The sequence below is a fragment of the Cupriavidus sp. YR651 genome, assembly GCF_900101625.1.
In the GTDB taxonomy this organism is placed as follows: domain Bacteria; phylum Pseudomonadota; class Gammaproteobacteria; order Burkholderiales; family Burkholderiaceae; genus Cupriavidus.
In genome coordinates, this window is record NZ_FMYZ01000001.1 from 280,304 (window position 1) to 297,471 (window position 17,168).

Annotated in this window: 13 protein-coding genes; 6 read left to right on the top strand and 7 right to left on the bottom strand. The window is 67.1% G+C overall.

Going from position 1 to position 17,168, the window contains the following annotated elements; translation table 11 throughout:
- Positions 1-1,155: pseudouridine synthase (locus tag BLR29_RS01215; protein ID WP_143018417.1), on the top strand; the 1,155-nt coding region annotated here is incomplete at its 5' end.
- A 101-nt stretch (positions 1,156-1,256) separates the two neighbouring features.
- Here BLR29_RS01215 and BLR29_RS01220 read toward each other — a convergent pair.
- Positions 1,257-2,156 carry a helix-turn-helix transcriptional regulator gene (locus BLR29_RS01220; protein WP_092133975.1) on the bottom strand — a complete coding sequence of 300 codons (900 nt, stop codon included), beginning with the start codon at positions 2,154-2,156 and terminating at the stop codon, positions 1,257-1,259.
- A 193-nt stretch (positions 2,157-2,349) separates the two neighbouring features.
- Here BLR29_RS01220 and BLR29_RS01225 point away from each other — a divergent pair, with 193 nt between their 5' ends.
- Positions 2,350-3,822 carry an MFS transporter gene (locus BLR29_RS01225; RefSeq protein WP_092133977.1) on the top strand — a complete coding sequence of 491 codons (1,473 nt, stop codon included), beginning with the start codon at positions 2,350-2,352 and terminating at the stop codon, positions 3,820-3,822.
- On the opposite strand, the gene def is transcribed toward BLR29_RS01225, so the two are convergent.
- The 6 genes from def to BLR29_RS01255 form a co-directional block, all read right to left on the bottom strand.
- Positions 3,810-4,343 (bottom strand): peptide deformylase, encoded by a 534-nt coding sequence (gene def / locus BLR29_RS01230; protein WP_092133979.1) that lies wholly within the window; start codon positions 4,341-4,343, stop codon positions 3,810-3,812. The genes BLR29_RS01225 and def overlap by 13 nt on opposite strands.
- Positions 4,340-6,517 (bottom strand): NAD-dependent DNA ligase LigA, encoded by a 2,178-nt coding sequence (ligA, locus tag BLR29_RS01235; protein WP_092133981.1) that lies wholly within the window; start codon positions 6,515-6,517, stop codon positions 4,340-4,342. Before ligA ends, def begins: the two co-directional genes overlap by 4 nt.
- Positions 6,518-6,528: 11 nt before the next feature.
- Positions 6,529-7,875, bottom strand: coding sequence for a cell division protein ZipA C-terminal FtsZ-binding domain-containing protein (locus tag BLR29_RS01240; protein ID WP_092133983.1), 1,347 nt, complete (start codon positions 7,873-7,875; stop codon positions 6,529-6,531).
- 1 nt (position 7,876) lies between these two features.
- Positions 7,877-11,392: a chromosome segregation protein SMC gene (gene smc, locus BLR29_RS01245; protein WP_092133985.1), complete on the bottom strand. Its 3,516-nt coding sequence runs from the start codon at positions 11,390-11,392 to the stop codon at positions 7,877-7,879.
- Between the two features lie 469 nt (positions 11,393-11,861).
- Positions 11,862-12,797, bottom strand: a complete 936-nt coding sequence (panE, locus tag BLR29_RS01250; protein ID WP_092133987.1) for a 2-dehydropantoate 2-reductase — start codon at positions 12,795-12,797, stop codon at positions 11,862-11,864.
- 64 nt (positions 12,798-12,861) lie between these two features.
- The gene (locus BLR29_RS01255; RefSeq protein ID WP_092133989.1) at positions 12,862-13,827 is read right to left on the bottom strand and encodes a DMT family transporter; all 966 of its coding nucleotides are present in this window, start codon (positions 13,825-13,827) and stop codon (positions 12,862-12,864) included.
- Positions 13,828-14,079: 252 nt separating this feature from the next.
- On the opposite strand from BLR29_RS01255, the gene dapC reads away from it, so the two are divergent.
- From dapC to BLR29_RS01275, 4 genes are all read left to right on the top strand, one after another.
- The gene (gene dapC / locus BLR29_RS01260) at positions 14,080-15,279 is read left to right on the top strand and encodes a succinyldiaminopimelate transaminase (RefSeq protein ID WP_092133990.1); all 1,200 of its coding nucleotides are present in this window, start codon (positions 14,080-14,082) and stop codon (positions 15,277-15,279) included.
- Between the two features lie 98 nt (positions 15,280-15,377).
- A complete protein-coding gene (dapD, locus tag BLR29_RS01265; protein ID WP_092133992.1) occupies positions 15,378-16,205 on the top strand; it encodes a 2,3,4,5-tetrahydropyridine-2,6-dicarboxylate N-succinyltransferase in 828 nt (275 codons plus the stop codon).
- A gap of 111 nt (positions 16,206-16,316) precedes the next feature.
- Positions 16,317-16,703, top strand: a complete 387-nt coding sequence (locus BLR29_RS01270; protein WP_092133994.1) for a hypothetical protein — start codon at positions 16,317-16,319, stop codon at positions 16,701-16,703.
- 99 nt (positions 16,704-16,802) lie between these two features.
- Complete coding sequence (locus BLR29_RS01275; RefSeq protein ID WP_092135356.1) at positions 16,803-17,150, top strand: arsenate reductase; 348 nt, start codon at positions 16,803-16,805, stop codon at positions 17,148-17,150.
- Positions 17,151-17,168 lie beyond the last annotated feature (18 nt).

A 17,168-nucleotide genomic window follows, 5' to 3' on the forward strand; every position in this document is an offset into this window, starting at 1 on the left:
GACAACGAATCGCGCCCGCCGCGCCGTTATGGTGATGACGAGCGCCGTCCGCCGCAGCGTGGTAGCGATGACAATCGCCCGCCGCGTCCGCGTAGCTTCGGTGACAACGACTCGCGCCCGCCGCGTCCGCGCAGCTTCGGCGACAACGAATCGCGGCCACCGCGCCGTTATGGCGACGACGAACGCCGTCCGCCGCAGCGTGGTTTCAGCGATGACAATCGCGCGCCGCGCCCGCGCCGTGCAGGTGGCGACGACTCGGCTCGCCCGGCCGCGCCGGCCCGTCGCTTTAGCGACAATGCGGATCGCGCACGCCCGGTCCGCACCGAGCGTCCGGCACCGCGCACCGAGGCCCACGAACAGCGCGAAGCGCACGAGACCGATGAAAGCGGTTTGGTTCGCCTCTCCAAGCGCATGTCGGAACTGGGCCTCTGCTCGCGCCGCGAAGCTGACGAATGGATTCCGCGCGGCTGGGTGCTGGTCGACGGCAAACCTGTCACCGAACTGGGCTCGCGCGTCCGCCCGGACGCCGAGGTCGAGATTCTGCAGGCCGCCCGCTCCGAACAGGGCGAACGCGTGACCGTGCTGCTGAACAAGCCGGTGGGTTACGTGTCCGGCCAGGCGGAAGACGGCTACGAGCCCGCCGCCGTGCTGTTCGCGCCCGAGAACCAATGGGCGGAAGACCCCACGCGCAAGCGCTTTGCGCCGTGGCAGCGCAAGAACCTGGCCCCGGCTGGCCGCCTGGACATCGACTCCACGGGCCTGCTGGTGCTGACGCAGGACGGCCGCGTGGCCCGCGCGCTGATCGGCGACGACTCGAACGTCGAAAAGGAATACCTGGTGCGCGTGGTCTGGGAATCGCCGGAAGGTCCGGTCGAGCGCAATATCAGCGCCGCATTCCCGGCTGACCAGTTGGAACGGCTGCGCCACGGCCTGTCGCTCGACGACGTCCCGCTCAAGCCCGCGAAGGTCAGCTGGCAGAACGAGGAACAGCTCCGCTTTGTGCTGCGCGAAGGCCGCAAACGCCAGATCCGCCGGATGTGCGAACAGGTGGGCCTGAAGGTGATCGGCCTGAAACGCGTGCGCATGGGCCGTGTGGTGCTGGGTGACCTGCCGCCGGGCCAGTGGCGCTTCCTGGGTCCGTTCGAGAAGTTCTGAGCCGTTTGGCCAACGGACGGCCGCGAGAAATGAAAAAAGCGGAACGCGCGTGCGTTCCGCTTTTTTTATGCGTCATCCCTTCTGGCCATTCCTGGAACCAGCTATCGCGGCCGTACGGGCGGCAGGCGACGCAGCGCTGCCTCGGTCGCCTCATCGGCAGGCACATAGACCAGCAGCCGCGCGCCGTTGCGCGGCGCCGTCCACCAGTTGGTCTGCGTCAGGCTCAGCACGCCCGTTTCCGGATGCGTGAACTGCTTCACGTGATTCTGGATGCCGCGCACCTGGTAGCGCTGCCAGAGATCGCGGAACAGGTCGGAAACCGCCAGGTAGCGCTGCAACTGGGCTTCCCACAGCGGGTCGTTCATATGCTCGGCCATGGCCGCACGGTACAACGCCACCATGTTGGCCACCATCCCCTGCCAGTCGACCACGATCGCCCGCCAAACCGGCTGTGTCAGCGCCAGATAAATGCAGTTGCGATCCTCGACGGGCAGGTTTGGCACGTCGATCTGGAGCAGTCGGCAGTAGGCGTCGTTGTGGGCAACGATGTCGAAACGCGCATTCTGGACCAGTGCAGGAATCGGATCGAGCTGATCGAGAATGCGCTGCGTGCTTGCCGCCACCGTCTCGCAGACAAAGGAAGCGGACGGCGGCACCGGACGCTGCATGCCCGCCAGCGTAAAAAGGTGTTCGGTCTCGGACTCGCTACATTGCAGCGCCGCCGCCACGGCACTCAACACCTTGACGGAGACCCGGATCGGGCGCCCCTGCTCCAGCTTGGTGTACCAGGTGATACCGATGTCCGCGAGCGCGGCCACTTCCTCCCGACGCAGACCCGGCGTGCGCCGCCGGCCGATACGGGCCATGCCGACCCGCGACGGGTCCAGGCTCTCCCGGCGGGCGCGCAGGAAGGCGCCAAGCTCCGCTTCCCGGCCGGTGGCCGTTGGCAGGTCGGCGTCGGCCGGATCGGCCAACTGCGCGGGATCGTGGCGAACGTTCATGATGCGGCACTCCGGATAGGGGCTGGGGCGGCCTGAAGGTGGGTCGAAGGTGGCTCGAAGGCAGGTAGACGGCTGCCCGACGGCTGGCTGAAGCTAGGCTGGCACCATTTATACCAGTCTATCCGGGCTCTTGTACCAGTCTCGATCGGCCACCATACTCCGGTCCTCTGTTTCTGTCGAGGCGCGCATCGCCATGCATTCCGAAGCATCTCCCACCACTCTCCGGCAGGCCGGGCTCTTTGTGCTGCTGGCCGGCCAGCTACTTCCGCAGATCGATTTTTCCATCGTCAACGTGGCGATGCATGCCATCGCGCACTCGCTGCATGCCACGGCCACCGAGCTGGAACTGATGGTGGCGGTGTACGGCGTCGCGTTTGCCGTCTGCCTGGCCATGGGTGGCCGTCTCGGCGACAACTACGGCCGCCGCCGGATCTTCAATATCGCCGTCTTCCTGTTCGGCGTGGCCTCGCTGCTCTGCGGCGTGGCCAACTCGATGTGGTTCCTGCTGGGCGCCCGGGTTCTCCAGGGCATCGCGGCCGCGTTGCTGATTCCGCAGATCCTGGCAACGATCCACGTCGGCCTGCGCGGCCACGCACACTCGCGCGCGCTGGCGCTGTTTGCATCGATCAGCGGGCTGGCGTTCATCATCGGGCAGGTGCTGGGCGGATTCCTGGTCGCGGCCGATATCGGCGGGCTGGGCTGGCGCAGCGCGTTCCTGATCAACTTGCCCGTATGCGCCGCGATTCTTGCCCTGTCGCGCCGGCTCATCCCGGAAACGCGCCGCGACAACGCGGCGGGCATCGACGTGCCCGGCACCATGCTGCTCGCGTTCGTCATTCTGGCCGTCCTGCTGCCGCTGGCCATGGGGCCGTCGATGCACTGGACGTGGCCGGTGCTGGCCGTGCTGGTGGCCGCCGCACCGCTCACGCTGTGGCTCTGGAAGACGGAGCTGCGCCAGGAGCGGCGCGGCCTGCATCCGTTGCTGCCGCCGTCACTGGTGCGGCTGCCCAGCGTGCGCTTCGGCTTCTTTGTCGCCATCCTGTTCTATGCGTGCTGGAGTGGCTTCATGTTTGTGCTGGCGCTGGCATTGCAGGCGGGGGCCGGCATGGCGCCGACGACTGCCGGCAATGCCTTTATCCCGCTGGGCCTGGCGTTCTTTGCCGGATCGCTGATGAGCCCGCGCCTGGTCGGGGCATGGGGCCGCACGCGCGTGCTGATCCTGGGTTGTCTGATCCAGATGGTGGGGATGGTCGCGCTCGGCTACACGCTGCACCATGTGTGGCCGCATCCGGACATCCTCGACCTGGCCGCGCCGACCATGCTGATCGGCATCGGCAATTCGCTGGTGGTGGGATGCTTCTACCGGATCGGGCTGGCCGATATTCCCGCCGATCAGGCGGGCGCCGGCAGTGCGACGCTGGCAACGGTGCAGCAGGCAGCCTTCGGACTGGGATCGGCGCTGCTGGGCTCCGTGTTCGCCCAGTCGCTGCACCAGTCGGCCCACCTTCCCACCGAACTTGTGGCCCGATACCTCGATGCCACGCTGGCCAGCCTCGGCGCCGAGCTTTGCCTGATGGCGATACTGGTGTGCGGCGCAATGGTCTATCACGTCCGCCACGGGCAGCCGGCGCTGGTGGCCGGTGCCGCCCCCGCTCAATCGTCGTAGTTCGGCGGCAATTCCGGGAACAGCACCTCGGTGAACCCGAAGCGCGTGAAGTCCTTGACGCGCATCGGGTACAGCACGCCGACCAGGTGGTCGCACTCGTGCTGGACCACGCGGGCGTGGAAGCCTTCGGCCACGCGCTCGATCGGGTTGCCCAGCAGGTCATAGCCGGAATACTTCAGCCGCGTATGCCGGGGCACCACGCCGCGCAGGCCGGGCACGGACAGGCAGCCCTCCCAGCCGTCTTCCATCTCGTCGGAAAGCGGCTCCAGCACCGGGTTGATCAGCACGGTCTTGGGCACCGTGGGTGCGTCCGGGTAGCGCGGATTGCGATCGAAACCGAAGATCACCACCTGCAGGTCCACGCCGATCTGCGGCGCGGCCAGTCCGGCGCCGTTGGCATGCTCCATGGTGTCGAACATGTCATCGATCAGCAGCCGCAACTCCGGCGTGTTGAACTGCGTCACCGGCCGCGCGATCTGCAGCAGGCGCGGGTCGCCCATCTTGAGAATGTCTCGGATCATTGTGCGTTCTCCGGTTCCGCACCGCCCTGTTGTTCCATCTGCGCCACCTCGGCCAGCAGCGCCAGCATGCCGTCCTCGTCCAGCACGGGCACGCCCAGCGCCTGGGCGCGTTCGAGCTTGCTGCCGGCTTCCGCGCCGGCCACCACGTAGTCGGTCTTCTTCGACACCGACCCCGCAACCTTGGCGCCCGCGGCCTCGAGCCGTTCCTTGGCATCCTCGCGCGACATCGTCGGCAGCGTACCCGTCAGCACAAAGGTCTTGCCGGCCAACGGCAGCGGCGCGCGCGCCATGGGCTCGGTCTCCGGCCAGTGTACGCCGGCGGCGCGCAGCTGTTCGATGACCTCGACGTTGTGCGGCTCGGCCAGGAAGCCGGCGATCGACTGCGCCACCACGGGGCCAACGTCGTTGACTTCCAGCAGCGCGGCCTCGTCCGCCGCCATCAGGTTGTCCAGCTTGCCAAAATGCTTCGCCAGATCCTTGGCCGTGGCCTCGCCCACATGGCGGATGCCCAGCGCGAAGATGAAACGGTTCATCGTCGTCTCGCGGGACGCCTCGATCGCGGCAAGCAGGTTGGTTGCGGACTTGTCCGCCATCCGGTCCAGCGCCGCCAGCTTGGCCACGCCGAGCTTGTAGAGATCGGCCGGTGTGTGGACGATGCCCTGGTCGACCAGTTGCTCCACGACCTTGTCGCCAAGGCCCTCGATGTCCATGGCGCGGCGCTGCGCGAAATGCAGCAGTGCCTGCTTGCGCTGGGCGGCGCAGATCAGGCCACCCGTGCAACGCGCGATGGCTTCGCCCTCCAGCCGCTCGATATGCGATCCGCATACCGGGCACGCGGTGGGCATCACGAATGCGCGGGCACCCTCCGGGCGGCGTTCGAGCACCACGGCCACCACTTCGGGAATCACGTCGCCGGCGCGGCGCACGATCACCGTATCGCCGACATGCACATCCTTGCGCCGGATTTCGTCCTCGTTGTGGAGCGTGGCATTGGTCACCGTCACGCCACCCACGAACACGGGGGCGAGCCGCGCCACGGGCGTGATCGCACCTGTGCGCCCGACCTGGACCTCGATGTCCTCGACGACCGTGGTCATCTCCTGCGCCGGGAACTTGTGTGCCAGCGCAAAGCGCGGCGCGCGCGAGACAAAGCCCAGTTGCTCCTGCTCCGGCACCGCATTGACCTTGTAGACCACGCCGTCGATGTCATACGGCAACTGGTCACGGCGCGCGCCGATTTCTCGATAGAACGACAGCAGGCCCTGGGCGCCCTTCACCACCTGGCGCTCGCCGCAGACCGGCAGGCCCAGCGTGGCAAAGCCGTCGAGCATGACGCTGTGGGTCGGCGGGCGCTCGGCGCCCTGCAGTTCGCCAATGCCGTAGGCGAAGAACGACAGCGGTCGCCTGGCGGTGATGCGCGGGTCCAGCTGCCGCAGGCTGCCAGCCGCCGCGTTGCGCGGATTGACGAAGGTCTTTTCGCCGGCCTCGGCCTGGCGTTCGTTGAGTTTGTCGAATTCAGCGCGATACATGAAGACTTCGCCGCGCACCTCCAGCACTGCCGGCGCCTTGCCACGCAGTTTCAGGGGAATCGCCTTGATCGTGCGGACGTTGACCGTCACGTCCTCGCCCGTTTCGCCATCGCCACGCGTTGCGGCCTGGACGAGCTTGCCGTCCTCGTAGCGCAGCGACATCGCCAGACCGTCGAACTTGAGCTCGCAGGCGTACTCGACGGCACTGTCAGCCACCTCGGCAGCGCTGAACAAATCTTCCGCGGGCGCGGCGGCCGCCGTACGGCCAAGACCCTGCGCGCAGCGACGGTCGAAACCGATCACGTCCTCGTCGTCGAAACCATTGTTCAGCGACAGCATCGGCACCCGGTGCCGGACGGTATCGAACGCGGACAGCGGCGCTCCGCCGACGCGTTGCGTCGGCGATTCGTCGGTCAGCAGATCGGGATGCTCGGTCTCCAGCGCCTGGAGTTCGCCGAACAGCGCGTCGTATTCGGCGTCCGGAATGGTGGGCGCATCGAGCACGTAATACTGGTAGTTGTGGCGTTCCAGCTCGTCTCGCAACCACTGCACGCGAGCGGCGGTGGCCGCGGGCGCGGCGGTGGCCGGCAAAGCGCCGGCTGGCGCGGAGGCCGGAGCCTGCGCGCCCTGAATCTTCGCGGTCATGGCAGGCTCCGTTACAGGCTGAACAGTCGAATGGCCACGGGTGACCCGGCTGGCATGCCGCGGGCATCCAGCGTCTCGTACAGCTTTTCCAGCTGGCCGAAGATCGCGACGAATGACGCCTCGGTCAGCGGACGCATGTTGTCGTCGACCAGTTGCGCGCCCATGCGCTGGGCCAGGCTGTAGCCGTACTCGCAGACCAGCTTGAACGGCTTGATCGACTGCGGCGCCTGGGGCACGTCCAGCAGCAGCGTGATCTGGCGGCCGGCATTGAGCGTCAGGTCATCGCGGAGGAAGTTGGTGTCGCCAAACTGCAGCGTAAACAGCGGCTTCTGCACGCCGTCGGCACCTGGCGCGTAGCGGATGAAGCGCGTGCCGTCGCGAGAGAGCACCAGCCCGTCCTGCGTGGCCACGGTCTGCACGTAGGCGGCGGACCACGGTGCGCCATCGGAAATCACGTTGACACCCAGCTGGACGTCGGACGCCGCCGCGAAGCCATCGAGCTCTCGCGCATTGGCCACGGTCTCGGTCATGTCCGGCAGTTCCGCCGATGCATCCAGCGCTTCAGCCAGCGCCTCGACGGCGTTGACGAACTCGGAGAACTCGAGCGCATTGAGCGGACCGCTGCGGCTGGCCAGCTGCACGGCCACCTGAATATCCTCGTACTGGTGGCCCGCGGTCACGGGTTCCCAGGCGTTGGCCTCGGCGCGCAGCCCCTCGATATGCACGGGCTTGGTGCCGGCGCGGCGCAGCCGGCCCGTCAGGGGCAGGATGCGGTCACCGGACGCCTTGCGCTCCAGGTGCATGGGCACGATGCAATCGATCAGCGGATCGATCATGGCCGGCGTGGGCTGGCCGTCCAGCAATGCGACGGGGGTCTCCACATCCGGCTGGGACTGGGGCTGGGCCGGGGTCGAAGACGAAGACGATACCGGCTGCGCGTGGGCCCGCGCCTCCAGTTCCGCGTCCGCCTCGGCTTCCGCTTCGTGAGCGGAGGCGCCGCGACTCACGGCCGGCGATGCGGCCACAGCTACTTCGTCAGCCACGATCTCGTCGGCATCGGCGGAACCCGCTGCCGCGCTCGCGGCGGCAGCCACCACCTCGTCGTCGTGCCGATGATCCTTGCCCGCGCCCAGCGTCGGCTCACGGCGCGAAACATGCTCCGGTGGCGTTTCCTGCAGCCTGGCCGCCGTGTCCGGATGGGTCGTCTTGCCGACCACCGGCTCGCGCATCGGCGGCAGGTCATCCTCCGGCATCAGCGGACGCACACGGCGCGCCTTGTGGATCTGCCAGCGGTTGTACGCCACCAGCAGCAACAGAAGAACAGCACCTGCGATGATCAATGCATTCTGCAGTTCCATCTTAAGCGGCCTCCGCCATCGACACTGCTGCATCCATATCCACCGCCACGATCCGCGACACACCCTGCTCCTGCATGGTCACGCCGATCAGCTGGTGGGCCATCTCCATCGCAATCTTGTTGTGGGAAATAAAGACGAACTGCGTCTTGTCGGACATGCGCGCCACCATGTTGGCGTAGCGTTCCGTGTTGGCATCGTCCAGCGGCGCGTCCACCTCATCCAGCAAGCAGAACGGCGCGGGGTTCAGCTGGAACATCGCGAACACCAGCGCGATCGCCGTCAGCGCCTTCTCACCGCCGGACAGCAGGTGAATCGTCGAGTTCTTCTTGCCCGGGGGCTGCGCCATCACCTGTACGCCGGCATCGAGGATTTCCTCGCCGGTCATGATCAGGCGCGCCTGGCCACCGCCGAACAGCGACGGGAACAGCTCGCCGAAATGATGATTGACCTGGTCGAACGTGCCCTGCAGCAGCGCGCGGGTTTCCTGGTCGATCTTGGCGATCGCGTCTTCCAGTGTGTTGATGGCGTCGTTCAGGTCGGCGGACTGCGCGTCCAGGAACGTCTTGCGTTCGCGCGCGGCGGCCAGTTCGTCGAGCGCGGCCATGTTGACCGGACCCAGCGCGTTGATCGCGTTGTTGATCCGCGTGACTTCGCCCTGGAGATACGACGGCTTCAGGTCGCCAGTCAGCTTGTCCGCCAGCGCCGCTTCATCGACCTGCGCGGTCGACAGCTGCTCGGTGAACTGCTCCTGGTTCAGGCGCGCGGCCTGCTCCTTCAACTGGCATTCCGTGATGCGGTCGCGCAGCGGCTGCAGGCTGCGTTCCGCAGCCAGGCGTTGCTCGTCGTACTGACGCAACTGCGCGGACAGCGCATCGAGTTCGATACGCGCGGCAGCCAGCTCTTCTTCCTTCTCCGCACGCACCTCGAGGGCGTCCTGCAGGCCGGTGTGGGCGGTCTGCTCGTTGATCGTTTCCAGCTCGACGCGCGCATTTTCCAGCGACTCGGCGATGCGCTCGGACTGGTCGGCGGCCATCTGGATATTGCGGCGCAGTTCGTCGATGCGACCCGACAAATTGCGCTCGGCAAACAGCGCCTCCTGCGCGGCACGTTCGAAATCGCGCAACTGGTGGCGGGCGGACGACAACTTGCTATCCAGCGCCTCGAAGGCCATCTGGTGGTCCTCGTGCGAGGCCTGCATCTCCGCCAGCTGGGTATCGTGCTGCTCGAAGCTCGCCTCGGATTCCGCGCGCACGGCGCGTTGCTCCTCGATCTGCGCGCCGATCTCGGCCAGTTCCTCGCGGATCTGGCCGCTACGCGCCGAGAAGCGCTCCATCGCCTGCGACAGCTTGAGCACGTCCATCTGCAGCGTATGGACGCGGCGCGTGGCCTGCTCGGCACGCGAGCGGGCGTCGGCCAGCGTCTGGCTGGATTGCGTGTAGGCAGCCTCGGCCCGCACGGCCTGGGTCTTGGCCTCGTCGGACAGCAGCGTCTGCGCGCGGGCCTGCTTCTGCAGGTTTTCGATTTCCTGCTCGCGGGCCAGCATGCCGGCCTGCTCGGAATCGGCGGCGTAGATCTGGATGGCGTTGCGGCCGACCAGGTGGCCATCCGCCACGACGAACTGCGCGCCTTCCGGCAGCGTATTGCGCGCAGCCAGTGCCTGCGCCATGTCGGTGGCCGTGTAGATATCGGCCAGCCAGTCCTGCATCACCGCGCGGATGCCGGGTTCGGTGATCTGCACCAGCGACATCAGCGGACGCAGGCCGGCCGGCGCCTCGATGGGGCGGGCGGCGGGCGGCGGGGAATAGAAGGCCAGCTTGGCCGGCGGCGCGTCGGACAGGAAGGCCTTGACCCAGTCCAGGTTCGAGACTTCCAGCGCGGCGAGCTTTTCGCGCAGCACCGATTCCAGCGCGTTTTCCCAGCCCGGCTCGATATGGACCTTCTTCCAGAGACGCGGCAACTCGGACAGGCCATGGCGTTCCAGCCACGGCTGGACCTTGCCTTCGGTCTGGACGTTTTCCTGCAGCTGGCGCAGTGCCGCCAGACGCGCTTCCAGCGAGGCGATGGTCGCGGCTTCGCGCTGCACGCGCTCCTGCGCGCCACGGCGCTCGGCGTCCAGGCGCGGCACGGTGTCCTCGCTGTCCATCAGCACGGCCTGCGCTTCTTCCAGCAAGGCTTCCTGCTCGGCCAGTTCGGCGCGCTGCTCTTCCAGGCGCGTCTCGTCCGGGCGATCCAGACCCTTCTCTTCCTGAGACAGGCGATCCTTGCGCTGCTCCAGCTGTTGCAGCATCTGATCCGCGCTGCGCTGCTGCGCGGCTTCCAGCTTCAGTGCCTGCTCGGCCTGCATGATGCCGGCGCGCTGCTCGCCCAGCAGTTGCTGGGCGTCGCGCCACTGGCCTTCCAGGGTCGGCAGCTCATCGTTCTTCACGGCGACCGCTTCCTGCGCCTCGATCGTGCGGGCTTCGGCCAGCGCCAGGCTTTCCTCGGCCTGGGCCAGTTCCTCGGTGGCCTGCTCCGCCTTGCCCTGCCACTGCTCGCGCTGCGTGCTCAGCGCCGCGATCTGGGCCTGCACGCGGTTGCGCGATTCCACCACGTAGCGGATCTCGGCCTCCAGCTTGCTGACCTCGGCGTTGGCCTCGTACAGCGCGCCCTGCGCGGTGTGCATGCCGTCGGACGCGGCATAGTGCGCCGCGCGCATGGTTTCCAGCTCGGCTTCGACGTGGCGCAGTTGCGCGGTCTGGGCCTCCAGGTCGATCTGCGCCGTTTCAATCGCGCGCGTGTGGCGTTCCTGCTCGGCCTGGGCTTCGCGTTTGCGCAGCAGCCACAGCAGGTGCTGTTTCTCTTCGCCATCGGCCTGCAGCGTCTTGAAGCGTTGCGCCACCTCGGCCTGCCCCTCGAGCTTGTCGAGGTTGCTGCCCAGTTCGCGCAGGATGTCTTCCACGCGGGTCAGGTTCTCGCGGGTGTCGCCCAGGCGGTTTTCGGTCTCGCGGCGGCGTTCCTTGTACTTGGAAACGCCGGCGGCCTCTTCCAGGAAGATCCGCATGTCATCGGGCTTGGCCTCGATGATCCGGGAGATCATGCCCTGCCCGATGATGGCGTACGCGCGCGGGCCCAGGCCGGTGCCCAGGAAGATGTCCTGGATGTCGCGGCGGCGGACCGGCTGGTTGTTGATGTAGTAGGACGACGTGCCGTCGCGCGTCAGCACGCGCTTGACGGCCACTTCGGCGTATTGGCTCCACTGGCCGGCGGCGCGGCCTTCGGCGTTGTCGAACACCAGTTCCACGCTGGCGCGGCCGGCCTGCTTGCGGGCCGTGGAGCCATTGAAGATGACGTCCTGCATGGATTCGCCACGCAGCTCGGAAGCACGTGACTCCCCCAACACCCAGCGCACGGCGTCGATGATGTTGGATTTACCGCACCCGTTGGGACCTACGATGCCGACCAGCTGGCCGGGCACTTGAAAATTGGTGGGATCGACGAAGGACTTGAAGCCCGCCAGCTTGATCGAGGACAGTCGCACGGTTGTCGTGTGGTTTGGGCAATACGAAGATAGGAAAAGCCGGGCTGTCCCGGGGCGCTCGGCGCGGCGTGACGCCTGCGACCCTTCCTGCCCCCGGTGCCCGATAGATTGGCGGTAATCATACCATCGCCATACCCTCGTCCGGCCGCTTTATCGACCGTTGCGCAGGCCCCGAAACGGCTCCGGCCGGAATTGGAAAAGCCTTGCCATTCCATCGCTTGCGGACGTTGCTGCAAGCATTTTCTAGGCACCCGGCCTGTTACGCGGAAACGTCACCGTGCCAGCGCCGGCGGAAATGTCTTAGGGTTTTTGCTAATCCCTTCCAATGCCCGCGTGATCCCGGAGACTCTCCGGGCAAGCGCCCTCCCCGCCGCTCCGCCGCCATCGTGGCCGTCACATGCCACGGCCGGGTGCGGCTTGCTGTACGGATGGCGACCCGCCCACCACGTGGGCGGCTGGCGGGCCGATGCTATCCGCCGCGCGCCTGGCGTGCCTCGTAGGCCTTCAGGTGGCCATAAGCGAGGCGCAGCAGCGACAGCCCGCCGCGCTGCCCCTGCGCCGCCGGCCCGCGCCGGATCAGGTCGCCGAGGATATGGTCGGCTTCCGTGCGCGAGCGATTCTCGACATCGCGCAGCATGGATGCCGTCAGCGGCGACGGCGTGAGAAGCATTCTGTTGGCGCGCACATCGAATTCCGGCGGCATGACGTGGCCATTCTCCTGCGCAACGGCACGGCATTCGTCCAGCAAGCCCTCGATGAACGCCTTGCCGTCCGGCGTGCCGAGGATATCGCCGACCGATGCCCGCATCAGGCAGGTGCTGCCTGCCAGCGTTGCGAGGAATATCCATTTCTCCCACATGCTTTGCACGATGTCCGGACTGACCGCGATATCGAATCCGGCCCCCGTCATCGTGTCGGCAATCGCCTGCACGCGCGGCGACACGCCTCCCGCCAGTTCGCCAAAGGTGATGCCGTGGATGTCGTTCAGATGATCGATTTCCCCCTCGGGATTCAGCGTCGCCGCAATCACGCACTGGCCGCCAAGCACCTGGTCGTTGCCAAAGCGCTGTTGCAGGACATCGATGTGCCGCATGCCGTTCAACAACGGCAGGATGACCGTCGACGGCCCCACCATCGGCGCGAACGATGCCATCGCATCGTCCAGGCTGTAGGCCTTGCAGCTCAGCAGGACCAGGTCGAATGCCCCGGCGGCGCCGCCGGTCTGGACCGTCCTGACCTCTCGCAACGCCAGGTCGCCGCGCGGGCTCCTGATCACCAGCCCGCCGTGACGCAGCGTCTCGGCCCGCTGCGGCCGCACCAGAAAGGTCACGTCCCGGCCGGCTGCGGCAAGGCGCCCACCAAAATAGCCGCCGACGGCCCCCGCTCCGACTACCAGCACTCGCATGATCCACGCCTCCTGAAACAAGCGGACAAAAAGTGATTCAAAATCAACTCTAAAGTACCGATCCCTATGCGGCCGCCTCCACGCCCGGCGCCGCCGCCGTGCTGGCGGGCTTCGCCCGGTGCACCAGTCCCGACAAGGCGCCGGCCGCCACGATGCACAGCCCGCCCGCCGCCTCCTTCCAGCTCAGTGTTTCCGTCGCCAGCCACCACGCCGACACGGCCGCCACCACGATCTCGAACAGCATCAGCAGCGACACCCGGTTGGCCGGCAACCGCTGCAGCCCGTACTGGACGATGGCATTGCTCACCACCAGCACGACGGCCAGGCCGAGCACCAGCGACGCCACGGACACGCCGGCACCGCGTGCCAGCACCACATGGCTGCCATCCAGCAACAGCGCACAGGGCACGCCGACCACCGTGCAGCCGACATAGACCACGACCGTACGCAGGCGGGCGTCCATCTCCGGAAAGCGCTGCCCTGCGCGGCGTGACAGCACATTGTTGACGGCAAAGCCCATGCCGCCGGCGAGGCCCGACCATTCGGCGGCATTGCCCGGCAGCGGCACCCCGACCTCCGGCGTCCACAGCATCAGCCCGGCGCCAAAGAGTGCCAGCGCCACCAGCAGCAGGCCGGCGGCGGACAGGCGTTCGCCCAGGAACATCCGGGCAAACAGCGCGGTCCAGACCGGCGTCAGGTAGAACAGCAGCAGCACGCGCATCACATGGCCATTGACGCTGCCCCAGACAAAGCCGGCATTGGTCACGCCCGCCGCCAGCCCGATCGCGGCGAACAGCCACGACCCGCGCAGGCCCGACAGTTGCCGGCGGAACACGATCAGCGAAATCAGGGCGGCGGTGCAACTCACCAGCGCCGCCGCGCTCATGCCGCCCAGCCCCCAGCCGTTCAGCACGCGATACGGAAACCAGGCGATGCCCCAGACCGAGGCGCCAAACAGGATGGACAGGGACGATTTGACGGAATGCGGGTCGGCGTGGACATGCTGCGCCGCGACGTTGGATGCGCTCATGGAAATGGGAAAAACGGGGAAAACACGGAAAACACGGAAAACAGGAAAAGATCGCAAGGCAAGCGGGCAGGCAAGCCGCCGCACGAAGCACACAGCATGGCGGGGTGGCGGGAGCGACGGCGGCCAGTGCGGTGGCCATCACCGGTTGCCGATGCCCGGCATCGGTGCGCGAACCGGGCGCCAGGGCCTCGCCGACGCACGGAATGCGGTGCCATTCCTCTATAATGCGTGGTTTTAACCGGCCCCCACCAGATGAATCCGCGCCTCGACCTGCTCCAGTCCTACCCCTTCGAGAAACTGCGGGTGCTCTTTTCGGATGTGAAGCCTGCCGACAAGCCTGCAATCAGCTTCGGCATCGGCGAACCCAAGCACCCCACGCCCGAATTCATCAAGACGGCACTGGCCGGGTCCCTCTCGGGGCTGGCGAATTATCCCACAACGGCCGGTTCCGACGCACTGCGACAGTGCATCGCCCGCTGGCTGGAACGCCGCTACGGCCTGCCCGGCGTCAACGCCGCGACCGAAGTGCTGCCGGTGACCGGCTCGCGCGAAGCGCTGTTCGCCTTCGCCCAGACCGTGGTCGACGGCACCCGTCCTGACGCGCTGGTGCTGTGCCCCAACCCGTTCTACCAGATCTACGAAGGCGCGGCCCTGCTGGCCGGCGCCCGCCCGGTTTTCGCCAACAGCGACCCGGCGCGCAATTTCGCCCCGGCGTTCGACCAGATCGACGCCGATGTCTGGCCGAAGGTCCAGTTGCTGTACGTCTGCACGCCGGGCAACCCGACCGGCGCGGTGCTGTCCCTGGAGGACTGGCGCCAGCTGTTCGAGTTGTCCGATCGCTACGGCTTCGTGATCGCCTCCGACGAGTGCTACTCCGAGATCTATTTCGACGAGGCCCAGCCGCCGCTGGGTGCGCTGGAGGCCGCCCACAAGCTGGGCCGCGGCTTCGAGCGGCTGGTCATGTTCTCGAGCCTCTCCAAGCGATCGAACGTCCCGGGCCTGCGCTCCGGCTTCGTGGCCGGTGACGCCGCGATTCTCAAGAAATTCCTGCTATACCGTACCTACCACGGTGCCGCGATGAATCCGGCCGTGCAGACGGCCAGCGTGGCCGCCTGGAACGACGAAGCCCATGTGCGCGACAATCGCGCCGCCTACGTGCGCAAGTTCGGCGAAGTCACGCCGCTGCTGGCCGAGGTGCTCGACGTGGCGTTGCCCGATGCGGCGTTCTACCTGTGGGCCGATGTTTCGCGCACCGGGCTGACCGATACCGAATTCGCCGTGCGCCTGCTGGCCGAGCAGAACCTGACCGTGCTGCCCGGCAGCTACCTGGCGCGCGACGCCCACGGCACGAATCCGGGCCGGAACCGCATCCGGATGGCGCTGGTGGCCACGCCCGAGGAGTGCCTGGAAGGCGCGCGCCGGATCGTCGAATTCTGCAAGTCGCTGGGCTGACCGGCGCGAACGTTTGACCCTGATTCACCAAATGTCCCGGCGCCGGGGCACGCAAACCCCGGCGCCGCCTCCGCAAATTCACCACTGAAGACACAAACATGACGCAAGCACTGCAAGCCCTGATCGACCAGGCCTGGGAAGACCGCGCCAGCCTGTCGCCGAAGTCCGCCCCGAACGACATCCGCGAGGCGGTGGCCAACGTGATCTCCCAGCTGGACACCGGCGCCCTGCGCGTGGCCGAAAAGCAAGGCAAGGACTGGGTGGTCAACCAGTGGATCAAGAAGGCCGTACTGCTGTCGTTCCGCCTGGAAGACAACGCGCCGATGAGCGCCGGCGGCTTCGCCCAGTTCTACGACAAGGTGCCGACCAAGTTCGCCAACTGGACCGGCGACGACTTCGCAAAGGCCGGCTTCCGCGTGGTGCCGCCCGCCGTGGCGCGTCGTGGCTCGTTCATCGCGAAGAACGCCGTGCTGATGCCGTCGTACGTGAACATCGGCGCCTATGTGGATGAAGGCACGATGGTCGACACCTGGGCCACCGTGGGTTCGTGCGCGCAGATCGGCAAGAACGTCCACCTGTCCGGCGGCGTGGGCATCGGCGGCGTGCTGGAGCCGCTGCAGGCCAACCCGGTCATCATCGAGGACAACTGCTTCATCGGCGCCCGCTCGGAAGTCGTGGAAGGCGTGATCATCGAAGAGAACTCGGTCATCTCGATGGGCGTGTACCTGGGCCAGTCGACCAAGATCTATGACCGCGAAACCGGCGAAATCCATTACGGCCGCGTGCCGGCGGGTTCGGTGGTGGTGGCGGGCAACCTGCCGTCGAAGGATGGCAAGTACAGCCTGTACTGCGCCGTCATCGTCAAGAAGGTGGACGCACAAACCCGCGCCAAGACCAGCCTGAACGACCTGCTGCGCGGCGACTGATCGCCGGCGAGCGGATCGCGCGACGCCGCCGGCCGGCCTGCTGGCTGGGCTGGCGGCGTCGAGACCTGCCGATGCCGCCAGCCAGTTTTCCGGCGGCATCGACATCTGCCAATGCCCTCCCTCCGCAAGCGACTCATGGCCCTGGACCCCGCCACCGTCAGCACCGTGCTCTCCCTGCTGCCGACCATTCTCGAACAGGCCAACAAGACCATCGAGAAGATCAAGAAAGGCAAGCGCAAGGGCGAGGCGCCCGGCGCCCCGGACCTCGTGGAAAACCGCGATCCGGCCGCCCGCATCGCCGAGCTGGAAGCGGCCGTGGTGCAACAGGCCGAAGCCGTCAAGATGCTGGCCGAGCAACATGCGATCACCATCGAGGCCCTGCGAAAGGAAGCGGCGCGGCTGGAACGCCGGCTGCGCCTGATGACCGGCGTGGCCATGGCCGGCGTGGCGCTGGGCCTGGGCGGGCTGGTCATCGCGATCAACCTGCTGTTCCGCTAGACGCCTGGCTGCGCTGACCCCTTGCAGGCGCCCTGGCGTCGCCCTGGCGTCGCCAGGGCAAAGCCCTTACCCAACCGGCCTTTCATGGCCCCAGACACCATGACCGTCCTGCTCTACGGCATTCCCAACTGCGACACCGTCAAGAAGGCCCGCACCTGGCTGGATGCCAACGGCGTGCCCTACACCTTCCACGACTTCAAGAAGCAAGGCGTGGACGAGACGATGCTGCGCGCCTGGCTTGGCCACGTGCCGCTGGCAACGCTGCTGAACAAGAAAGGCACGACGTACCGCGCGCTGTCCGATGCCGACAAGGCCCGGGCGGAAAGCGAAGCCGGCGCCATCGCCCTGATGCAGGCCAGCCCGTCGCTGATCAAGCGGCCCGTGCTGGATCGGGGCGGCAAGGTCAGCGTCGGTTTCTCGGCGGATGCGTACGCCACGTTGTTCTGATATCTGTTTGCTCCCCTC